Genomic DNA, 9,867 nt, shown 5'->3' with positions numbered 1-9,867 from the left:
TGACGATTGAACCGCTGACCAAAGAAGCCTTCGCCCCTTTCGGTGACGTGATCGAAACCGACGGCAGCGATCACTTCATGATCAACAACGGTTCGACCATGCGCTTCCACAAACTGGCGACGGTCGAAACCGCTACGCCTGAGGACAACGCAATCATCAGCATTTTCCGCGCCGACGCGCAGGACATGCCGCTGACCGTTTGCATGCTGGAACGCCATCCGCTGGGCAGCCAGGCTTTCATTCCGCTGCTCGGCAACCCCTTTCTGATCGTGGTCGCGCCAGTTGGCGATGCACCTGTATCAGGCTTGGTCCGCGCCTTCGTCACCAACGGCAGGCAGGGCATCAATTACCATCGCGGCGTCTGGCACCACCCGGTGCTGACGATCGAAAAGCGGGATGACTTCCTGGTGGTTGATCGCAGTGGCACAGGCAATAACTGCGATGAGCATTTTTTCAAAGAGGATGAGCGGTTGATCCTCGCCCCCCACCAATAAGAGAAGGTCTGATCACTCGACAACAAGAGTGACAGGCGAGAGGTAAAGACTGTGGAAGCACATCTGTTGGAATGGCTGAGCCTGAGCGTGCGCTGGGTTCACATGATCACTGGCGTGGCCTGGATCGGCGCGTCGTTCTACTTCGTCTGGCTGGAGAACAACCTCAACCGCGTCAACCCGAAAACCGGCCTGGCCGGTGATTTGTGGGCGATCCACGGCGGCGGCATCTACCACCTGGAAAAATACAAACTGGCCCCACCGTCCATGCCGGACAACCTGCACTGGTTCAAGTGGGAAGCCTACTTCACCTGGATGTCGGGGATCGCGCTGCTGTGCGTGGTGTTCTACTCCAATCCGGTGCTCTACCTCGTGGCACCCGGCAGCGGCCTCAGCGGTCCTGAAGGCGTGGCCATCGGTATCGGCTCGCTGATCGTCGGCTGGTTCGTCTACGACTTCCTCTGCGATTCGGCCCTGGGCAAGAAACCTGCCCTGCTCGGTTTCATCCTGTTCGTGCTGATCATTGCCGCCGCCTATGGCTTCAGCAAAGTGTTCAGCGGTCGTGGTGCGTACCTGCACGTCGGCGCGATCATCGGCACCATCATGGTCGGCAACGTGTTCCGCATCATCATGCCGGCGCAACGGGCACTGGTTGCTGCGATTGCCGAGAACCGTACGCCGGATCCGGCCCTGCCGGCCAAAGGCTTGCTGCGTTCGCGTCACAACAACTACTTCACCCTGCCAGTGCTGTTCATCATGATCAGCAACCACTTCCCGAGCACTTACGGCAGCCAGTACAACTGGTTGATCCTCGCCGGGATCGCGGTGTTGGCGGTATTGGTGCGTCACTACTTCAACACCCGTCACGACAGCCACAAGTTTGCCTGGACCCTGCCGGTGGCAGCGGTGGGCATGATCTGCCTGGCCTACGTCACCGGCCCGACGCCGATGTCGACTGCACCTGAAGTGGCCAAGGCACCGGCGAAAATCGAGTACCAACCGCTGCCGGAGACGGCACTGGGCGGTGGCGCGAAACCGGCCGAAGCGGCGCAACCTGCGGCACCCGCCGCCCCTGCGGCGGCACCCGCGCAAGCCTCGAATGCCGGCCCCGGTTTCGACAAAGTGCACAACGTGATTCAAGAGCGTTGCACGGTGTGCCACTCGTCCAAGCCGACCAGCCCGTTGTTCAGCGCAGCCCCGGCCGGTGTGATGTTCGACACCCCCGAGCAGATCCGCCAGAACGCCGCGCGCATTCAGGCGCAAGCCATCACCACGCAGATCATGCCACTGGGCAACATCACCCAGATGACCCAGCAGGAACGTGACCTGATCGGTGCCTGGATTGCCCAGGGAGCGCAGACCAACTAAGCGAAAAAGCTTCGCGAGCAGGCTCGCTCCCACAAGGACACCTTGAGCCCCTGTGGGAGCGAGCCTGCTCGCGAATGGCCGCCGCAACGCGGTTTCCCCTGATGCAAAGAAACAGCTGCAAGCAACCCCGCAGCTGTTAATCACAAGAATAAAAAAGATCCGAGGTGTTGCATGTCCGAGCTGTCCAAAGCGCGCATCCCCGACGCACCCGCCATTCAGCGTTTGCCCCTTTTGCAACTGATCCTGGTCGGTCTGCAACATGTTCTGCTGATGTACGGCGGTGCCATCGCGGTGCCGCTGATCATCGGACAGGCCGCTGGCCTGAGTCGTGAAGAAATCGCCTTCCTGATCAACGCCGACCTGCTGGTCGCCGGCATCGCCACCATCGTGCAGTCGCTCGGCATCGGCCCGATGGGCATTCGCATGCCGGTGATGATGGGCGCCAGTTTCGCCGCAGTTGGCAGCATGGTCGCCATGGCCGGCATGCCCGGCATCGGTCTGCAAGGCATCTTTGGTGCGACGATCGCTGCCGGTTTTTTCGGCATGCTGATCGCGCCGTTCATGTCCAAGGTCGTGCGTTTCTTCCCTCCGCTGGTGACCGGCACGGTCATCACCTCGATCGGTTTATCGCTGTTCCCCGTGGCCGTGAACTGGGCCGGTGGCGGGGTCGACGCCGCGCAATTCGGTTCGCCGATTTATCTGGCCATCGCTGCGCTGGTGCTGGCCACCATCCTGTTGGTGCACCGCTTCATGCGCGGATTCTGGGTCAACATTTCCGTGCTGATCGGCATGTGCCTGGGCTACGTACTGTGCGGCGTGATTGGCATGGTCGACCTCAGCGGCATGGCCAGCGCACCATGGATTCAGTTCGTCACCCCGCTGCATTTCGGCATGCCGAAATTCGAGCTGGCACCGATTCTGTCGATGTGTCTGGTGGTGGTGATCATCTTCGTCGAGTCCACCGGGATGTTCCTCGCGCTGGGCAAGATCACCGGCCAGGAAGTCTGCCCGCGCATGCTCCGTCGTGGCTTGTTGTGCGATGCCGGCGCGTCGTTTTTCGCCGGTTTCTTCAACACCTTCACCCACTCCTCGTTCGCGCAGAACATCGGCCTGGTGCAGATGACCGGCGTGCGCTGCCGTTCGGTGACCATCGTTGCTGGCGGCCTGCTGATCGTCCTCAGCCTGTTGCCGAAAGCGGCGTTTCTGGTGGCATCGATTCCACCGGCGGTGCTGGGCGGTGCGGCGATTGCGATGTTCGGCATGGTCGCTGCTACTGGCATCAAGATCCTCCAGGAGGCCGACATCGGTGACCGCCGCAATCAGTTGCTGGTCGCGGTGAGCATCGGCATGGGCCTGATCCCGGTGGTGCGTCCGGAATTCTTCGCCCACCTGCCGCTGTGGATGAGCCCGATCACCCACAGCGGCATCGCCATGGCCACCCTCAGCGCGCTGACGCTGAACCTGCTGTTCAACATCCTCGGCGGCAAGGAGCGTGCGGCGATCAATGATTGCCATGCGCACTGATTGAAACCACCACACCACCTGTGGGAGCGAGCCTGCTCGCGAAAGCGCTGTGTCATTCAACATTGATGGCGACTGACACAACCGCTTCGCGAGCAGGCTCGCCCCCGGGGACTACGCAACTGCTTGTGCCTCAAACAATAAAAACAACAGGGAGCAACAGATGATCCGCACGCAAAGCAACGTTCTGTTGAGTGGCGGCCTGCTGGCCGCGAGTCAGGCCATGGCCGGCGATCTGCTGCTGTGGCAGAGCAACAGCCTCAGCTATCTGTACGGCAAGAACTTCGCGATCAACCCGTCGTATCAGCAGACGGTCACCTTCGAGCACGCCGACAAGTGGAAGTACGGTGACAACTTTCTGTTCGTCGACAAGATCTTCTACAACGGCAAGGAGGACCCGAACAAAGGTCCGCACACCTTCTACGGCGAGTTCACCCCGCGCCTGTCCTTCGGCAAGATCCTCGACCGCAAGATCGAGTTCGGTCCGATCAAGGATGTGCTGCTGGCGATGACCTACGAGTATGGCGAAGGCGAAAGCGAGGCCTACCTGATCGGTCCCGGCTTCGATCTGAAAGTGCCCGGCTTCAACTACGTCACCCTGAACATTTTCCGTCGCCAGACCGAAGGCCCGCGCCCCGGCGATGGCGTCTGGCAAATCACCCCCGCGTGGTCCTACAGCTTCCCGCTGGGCAATTCCGATGTGCTGATCGACGGCTACCTCGACTGGGTCGTCGACAACGACGAAAACTCACGCGGCACCTACCACGCCAACCTGCACATCAATCCGCAGATCAAATACGACCTCGGCAAAGCCATGGGCTGGAGCCAGAAGCAGGTGTACGTCGGCACCGAGTACAGCTATTGGAAGAACAAATACGGCATTGAAAACAGCCACTCGTTCGATACCAACCAGAACACCGCCAGCCTGCTGTTGAAGGTGCACTTCTGAGATGGCCCGCAACCGTGCGCCATGCCTGTCGTCGGTGCTCTGTTGCGGGGCACTTGAGCGCCGACCGAGGAGCCAGTATTCTCCGCGGCCTTCCGAATTCGCTCTAAAAAAAAGCCTGAATTCAATTTCTGACCGAAAAGCCAACTTATCCCGGCTGCGGTCAGTCCTGAGGCATCCCGAAAACACGCTCGTCGACTGTTTTTCAGCAGCCGAACGGGCGTTTTTTGGTTTTTCGAAAGCCTTGGCGCAGCTTTTGCTACCAGCATTCAAAGCTGACCGATCGGATGAAATTTGCGGTACGAAAAAAGGCGCCACAACAGAGCGCCGAACTTAAAAAAATAACGTGGAACACCTACTTTGGGAGCAACCGAATGAAACGTATGTGCACCAGCCTGATGCTGGCCGGATCGATGTTCGCCGGCGGCCAGGCGATGGCCGAAGGCCTGCTGCAGTGGCAGAACAACAGCCTGACCTACCTGTATGGCAAGGACTTCCAGGTCAACCCGCGCATTCAGCAGACCGTGACCTTCGAGCACGCCGATGCCTGGAAGTATGGGGACAACTTCCTGTTCATCGACAAGATCTTCTACAACGGCAAGGATGATGGCGGCGTCGGCTCCAACACCTACTACGGCGAGCTCAGCCCGCGCCTGTCGTTCGGCAAGATCTTCGATCAGAAACTGGCCTTCGGCCCGGTGACTGACGTGTTGCTGGCCATGACCTACGAGTTCGGTGAAGGCGATACCGAGTCGTACCTGATCGGTCCGGGCTTCGACCTGGCGATCCCGGGCTTCGACTACTTCCAGCTGAACTTCTATCAGCGTCACACCCAGGGCGCACGCGCCGGTGACAATGTCTGGCAGATCACCCCGGTGTGGTCCTACACCATCCCGGTGGGCAAATCGAACATCCTCATCGACGGCTTCATGGACTGGGTGGTCGACAACGACTCCAATTCCAAGGGCGACTACCACGCCAACCTGCACTTCAACCCGCAGGTCAAATACGACTTGGGCAAGGCGCTGAATTTCGGCGAGAAGCAGTTGTATGTCGGTGTTGAGTACGACTATTGGTCGGACAAGTACGGGATCAAGGACAGCCAGTACTTCAAGACCGATCAGAGCACCACGAGCTTCCTGGTCAAGTTCCACTTCTGACCCTGAAAGCTTCGCGAGCAGGCTCGCTCCCACATTCAGACCGAGTTCAAATGTGGGAGCGAGCCTGCTCGCGAAGGCCTCACCGCAGATTTCAGGCAGGAGCCACCGCTTCAGATATCCGCAAAAACCGGCACAGTTCCTCGCGCTTGGCCAACGCATCCCGCCGCCCCAACTCGATCAACTCGCTGCAATACCCCGCCTCGAACAGCAGATAACTGAGCACCCCCGCCCCGCTCGTCTTCGTCGCCCCCGGCCCGCGCAGAAACAGGCGCAACGCCGCTGGCAGCTCCTGGCGATGCCGCGCGGCGATTTCGTCGATTGGCTGACTCGGCGCAATCACCAGCACCTCCACCGGCGCCACACCCAGCGCACGGGTCGGCGTGCCGGCCGGGAGCAAATGACTGAACTGATTCAGACGCTGCAGCAACTCGATATCGCTCTCCAGACTGTCGATGAACGTGCTGTTGAGCATGTGCCCGCCGATCTGCGCGAGCGTCGGTTGCTGGCCGCTGTAGGCGCGCTCCAGCGGCTGCTGTGCATCAACGCCGCGCGGGTTGCCGCTGACGCCCACCACCAGCACGCGACTGGCACCCAGATGCAGCGCCGGGCTGATCGGCGCCGACTGGCGCACCGCGCCGTCACCGAAATACTCCTCGCCGATTTTCACCGGCGCGAACAACAGCGGAATCGCTGAACTGGCCAACAGGTGATCAACCGACAGCTGCGTCGGCACACCAATGCGTCGATGCCGCAGCCAGGCGTCGATGGTGCCGCCGCCCTGATAGAACGTCACCGCTTGCCCTGATTCGTAGCCGAACGCGGTCACCGCCACCGCATGCAACTGCTTGCGCGCGATGGATTCGGCGATGCCGGGCAGGTGCAGTTTTTCCTCGAGCAGTTCGCGCAGCGGCGAACTGTTGAGCAGCGCCACCGGCATCTGTCGACCGAGACCGAGCAGGCTGTGGCTGACGAAGCGGCTGGCTTGATGGATGACTCCAGGCCAGTCGCTGCGCAACACGCGGTGGCTGCGAAAGCCCTGCCAGAACTGGGTCAGGCGTTCGATGGCGGCGCGAAAGTCCGTGGCGCCACTGGCCAGGCTGACCGCATTGATCGCCCCGGCCGAGGTGCCGACGATCACCGGAAACGGATTGTCCGCGCCGACCGGCAGCAACTCGGCAATCGCCGCCAGCACCCCGACCTGATAAGCCGCCCGAGCCCCGCCGCCGGAAAGAATCAAACCTGTAACCGGTTCAGCAGGACTCATCGCAACACTCCAGGATGCTTGTCAGGACGGGTGAATCAACGGCGCTTGGGATAAAGCTTCGGCTCACCCGGCGGGCGACTCTTGAAGCGCCGATGCGCCCATAGATATTGCTCGGGGCAGGCACGCAAAGCGCTCTCGACCCACTGATTGATGCGGATGCAATCGGCCTCCTCGCTTTCGCCGGGGAAATCTTCCAGCGGCGGATGGATCACCAGGCGATAACCACTGCCGTCGGCCAGACGTTCCTGCGTGAACGGCACCACCAGCGCTTTGCCCAGCCGTGCAAACTTGGTCGTCGCAGTGACGGTGGCGGCCTGAATGCCGAACAGCGGCACGAAGATGCTCTGCTTGGCGCCGTAATCCTGATCCGGCGCATACCAGATCGCCCGGCCCGAGCGCAGCAGTTTGAGCATGCCGCGCACGTCATCGCGCTCCACCGCCAGCGAATCGAGATTGTGCCGCTCGCGGCCACGGCGCTGGACGAAGTCGAACAAGGGGTTTTTGTGTTCGCGGTACATGCCGTCGATGGTGTGCTGCTGGCCGAGCAGCGCCGCGCCGATTTCCAGGGTGGTGAAATGCGCGGCCATGAGGATCACGCCTTTGCCTTCGCGCTGGGCTTTCTGCAGATGTTCAAGGCCTTCGACGTGGGCCAGTTTCGCCAGACGCTCGCGCGACCACCACCAGCTCATCGCCATTTCAAAAAAGGCGATGCCGGTGGAGGCGAAGTTTTCCTTGAGCAGGCGTTTGCGCTCGGCGGCGGATTTTTCCGGGAAGCACAATTCCAGATTGCGCCGGGCGATGGTTCGCCGGTCGCTGGCGACGCGATACATCAGCGCGCCCAAAACTCGACCGATGGTCAGCAGCGCCGGATACGGCAACTGCACGATCAGCCACAAAAGCCCCAGGCCGCACCAGAGCGGCCAGAAGCGCGGAGCAAGATATGCTTTTCGAAAACGCGGGCGATCCATTAAAGCTTCCGTAAATACAGTGGCCGCGCATTCTACATCGTTCGACCCGGCTTGCGGCTCGCGGGCGTTCTCGTTATAAGTCTCGGCACTTTTAGTGACAAGCCGTTGTATGCCGACATGAGCCAAACCGACCCGTTAGACCAAGATCCCGTATTCCAGCTCAAGGGCAGCATGCTGGCCATCACTGTGCTGGAACTGGCCCGTAACGACCTCGAAAGCCTCGATCGGCAATTGGCCGCCAAAGTCGCCCAGGCGCCGAATTTTTTCAGCAATGCACCGCTGGTCCTGGCGCTGGACAAACTGCCGCCGAATCAGGGCGCGGTTGACCTGCCTGGGCTGATGCGCGTCTGCCGTCAACACGGCCTGCGTACCCTGGCCATTCGCGCCAGCCGCATCGAAGACATCGCCGCTGCCATCGCCATCGACATCCCTGTGCTACCGCCCTCCGGTGCCCGCGAGCGTCCGCTCGAAACACCGGAAGCCGAAGTCAAAAAGAAGCCGGAAAAGCCCCCTGAGCCGACGGTCAAACCGACCCGCGTAATCACCACGCCAGTACGTGGTGGCCAACAGATATATGCCCAGGGTGGCGATCTGGTCGTGGTCTCTTCGGTCAGTCCGGGGGCGGAACTTCTCGCCGATGGCAACATCCATGTATACGGCCCGATGCGCGGCCGAGCACTGGCCGGCGTCAAAGGTGACACCAAGGCACGGATTTTCTGTCAGCAATTGAGCGCTGAACTGATCTCCATCGCCGGTCATTACAAGGTCTCCGAGGATTTGCGTCGCGATCCGATGTGGGGCTCGGGCGTCCAGGTCAGCCTGTCAGGCGACGTGTTGAACATCATTCGGCTTTAACGGATACTGCCGCATTTTCCAAGCATCTCTAAAACGTAGCGAAAACGGCTCAAACGAAGTAGGAAAAAGGCCTAAAGCCAAATTCCAGCCAAGGCTGTCCGACTGCAGTAGTTTTCAAGAGATGTTTTTCAGGGGCTGAACAGTCCTTCTTCCTTAGGGGTGAAACACCTTGGCCAAGATTCTCGTGGTTACATCCGGCAAGGGTGGTGTGGGTAAGACCACCACCAGCGCCGCTATCGGTACCGGTCTCGCTCTGCGCGGCCACAAAACAGTAATCGTCGACTTCGACGTGGGCTTGCGTAACCTTGACCTGATCATGGGTTGCGAGCGCCGCGTGGTGTATGACTTCGTCAACGTGGTAAACGGCGAAGCCAACCTGCAACAGGCACTGATCAAAGACAAGCGCCTGGAAAACCTCTACGTACTGGCGGCCAGCCAGACCCGCGACAAAGACGCGCTGACCGTCGAAGGCGTGGAAAAAGTCCTGATGGAGCTCAAGGAACAATTCGAGTTCGTCGTCTGCGACTCCCCGGCGGGCATCGAGAAAGGTGCGCACCTGGCCATGTACTTCGCAGATGAAGCGATCGTCGTGACCAACCCTGAAGTGTCCTCGGTACGTGACTCGGACCGCATGCTCGGCCTGCTGGCGAGCAAATCGCGCCGCGCCGAACGTGGCGAAGACCCGATCAAGGAACACCTGCTGATCACCCGCTACCACCCGGAGCGTGTTGAAAAGGGCGAGATGCTCGGCGTTGAAGACGTCAAGGAAATCCTCTCGGTGACCCTGCTCGGCGTCATCCCGGAATCCCAGGCGGTGCTCAAGGCTTCCAACCAGGGCGTGCCGGTCATCCTCGACGACCAGAGCGATGCCGGTCAGGCTTACAGCGATACCGTCGACCGCCTGCTGGGCAAAGAAAAAGCCCACCGATTCCTCGATGTCGAGAAGAAGGGATTCTTCGAGCGCCTGTTTGGAGGTAGGTAATGAACCTTTTTGACTTCTTTCGTGCCAACAAAAAGCCAAGTACCGCCTCGGTAGCGAAAGAGCGTCTACAGATCATCGTGGCGCATGAGCGCGGCCAGCGCAGCACGCCGGATTACCTGCCAGCCTTGCAGAAGGAACTGGTCGACGTGATCCGCAAGTACGTCAACATCGGCAACGACGACGTACATGTTGCACTGGAAAGCCAGGGCAGTTGCTCGATTCTGGAACTCAACATCACCCTGCCCGATCGCTGAGTCGATTTGGCAGTCGCTACGGCGGCTCGGACTGTTGATGCTCGTGTAGGAGCCGCCG

General features: G+C 60.4%; 10 protein-coding genes. 8 read left to right on the top strand and 2 right to left on the bottom strand.

Translation table 11 applies throughout. The features are described from left to right. Positions 1 to 5: 5 nt before the first annotated feature. The 5 genes from D6877_RS08585 to D6877_RS08565 all read left to right on the top strand — a co-directional run bounded on the left by D6877_RS08585 (position 6) and on the right by D6877_RS08565 (position 5,486). The gene (locus tag D6877_RS08585; RefSeq protein WP_241662875.1) at positions 6 to 494 is read left to right on the top strand and encodes an ureidoglycolate lyase; all 489 of its coding nucleotides are present in this window, start codon (positions 6 to 8) and stop codon (positions 492 to 494) included. Positions 495 to 545: 51 nt separating this feature from the next. Continuing rightward, the gene (locus D6877_RS08580) at positions 546 to 1,859 is read left to right on the top strand and encodes a urate hydroxylase PuuD (protein WP_130910483.1); all 1,314 of its coding nucleotides are present in this window, start codon (positions 546 to 548) and stop codon (positions 1,857 to 1,859) included. A 171-nt stretch (positions 1,860 to 2,030) separates the two neighbouring features. Then, positions 2,031 to 3,383 carry a nucleobase:cation symporter-2 family protein gene (locus tag D6877_RS08575; RefSeq protein WP_039763799.1) on the top strand — a complete coding sequence of 451 codons (1,353 nt, stop codon included), beginning with the start codon at positions 2,031 to 2,033 and terminating at the stop codon, positions 3,381 to 3,383. 160 nt (positions 3,384 to 3,543) lie between these two features. Then, positions 3,544 to 4,329 (top strand): outer membrane protein OmpK, encoded by a 786-nt coding sequence (locus D6877_RS08570; protein WP_039763797.1) that lies wholly within the window; start codon positions 3,544 to 3,546, stop codon positions 4,327 to 4,329. A gap of 371 nt (positions 4,330 to 4,700) precedes the next feature. Then, the gene (locus D6877_RS08565) at positions 4,701 to 5,486 is read left to right on the top strand and encodes an outer membrane protein OmpK (RefSeq protein ID WP_056784020.1); all 786 of its coding nucleotides are present in this window, start codon (positions 4,701 to 4,703) and stop codon (positions 5,484 to 5,486) included. Positions 5,487 to 5,577: 91 nt separating this feature from the next. On the opposite strand, the gene D6877_RS08560 is transcribed toward D6877_RS08565, so the two are convergent. Beyond that, positions 5,578 to 6,750, bottom strand: coding sequence for a patatin-like phospholipase family protein (locus D6877_RS08560; RefSeq protein ID WP_130910482.1), 1,173 nt, complete (start codon positions 6,748 to 6,750; stop codon positions 5,578 to 5,580). A 35-nt stretch (positions 6,751 to 6,785) separates the two neighbouring features. Next, a complete protein-coding gene (locus D6877_RS08555; protein ID WP_041479319.1) occupies positions 6,786 to 7,718 on the bottom strand; it encodes a lipid A biosynthesis lauroyl acyltransferase in 933 nt (310 codons plus the stop codon). Positions 7,719 to 7,835: 117 nt separating this feature from the next. Between D6877_RS08555 and minC the strand changes: the two genes are divergently transcribed. The 3 genes from minC (at position 7,836) to minE (ending at position 9,809) form a co-directional block, all read left to right on the top strand. After that, complete coding sequence (gene minC, locus D6877_RS08550; protein WP_041479318.1) at positions 7,836 to 8,573, top strand: septum site-determining protein MinC; 738 nt, start codon at positions 7,836 to 7,838, stop codon at positions 8,571 to 8,573. A gap of 169 nt (positions 8,574 to 8,742) precedes the next feature. Next, positions 8,743 to 9,555 carry a septum site-determining protein MinD gene (minD, locus tag D6877_RS08545; protein ID WP_007913953.1) on the top strand — a complete coding sequence of 271 codons (813 nt, stop codon included), beginning with the start codon at positions 8,743 to 8,745 and terminating at the stop codon, positions 9,553 to 9,555. Beyond that, a complete protein-coding gene (gene minE, locus D6877_RS08540; protein ID WP_003223146.1) occupies positions 9,555 to 9,809 on the top strand; it encodes a cell division topological specificity factor MinE in 255 nt (84 codons plus the stop codon). The genes minD and minE overlap by 1 nt, the downstream gene beginning before the upstream one ends. Positions 9,810 to 9,867 lie beyond the last annotated feature (58 nt).

Origin of the sequence: Pseudomonas sp. Sample_9 (assembly GCF_004307535.1) — a bacterium.
Taxonomy (GTDB): Bacteria; Pseudomonadota; Gammaproteobacteria; order Pseudomonadales; family Pseudomonadaceae; genus Aquipseudomonas; species Aquipseudomonas mercuritolerans.
Note: the sequence above shows the minus strand (reverse complement) of the source record. Positions and strands in the feature narration are given on the sequence as shown.

What these genes read in the sequence shown, in the direction of transcription:
- D6877_RS08575 (WP_039763799.1), top strand. Translation starts at nt 2,031, where the DNA reads ATGTCCGAGCTGTCCAAAGCGCGCATCCCCGACGCACCCGCCATTCAG.
- D6877_RS08570 (WP_039763797.1), top strand. Translation starts at nt 3,544, where the DNA reads ATGATCCGCACGCAAAGCAACGTTCTGTTGAGTGGCGGCCTGCTGGCC.
- D6877_RS08565 (WP_056784020.1), top strand. Translation starts at nt 4,701, where the DNA reads ATGAAACGTATGTGCACCAGCCTGATGCTGGCCGGATCGATGTTCGCC.
- D6877_RS08560 (WP_130910482.1), bottom strand. Translation starts at nt 6,750, where the DNA reads ATGAGTCCTGCTGAACCGGTTACAGGTTTGATTCTTTCCGGCGGCGGG.
- D6877_RS08555 (WP_041479319.1), bottom strand. Translation starts at nt 7,718, where the DNA reads ATGGATCGCCCGCGTTTTCGAAAAGCATATCTTGCTCCGCGCTTCTGG.
- minC (WP_041479318.1), top strand. Translation starts at nt 7,836, where the DNA reads ATGAGCCAAACCGACCCGTTAGACCAAGATCCCGTATTCCAGCTCAAG.
- minE (WP_003223146.1), top strand. Translation starts at nt 9,555, where the DNA reads ATGAACCTTTTTGACTTCTTTCGTGCCAACAAAAAGCCAAGTACCGCC.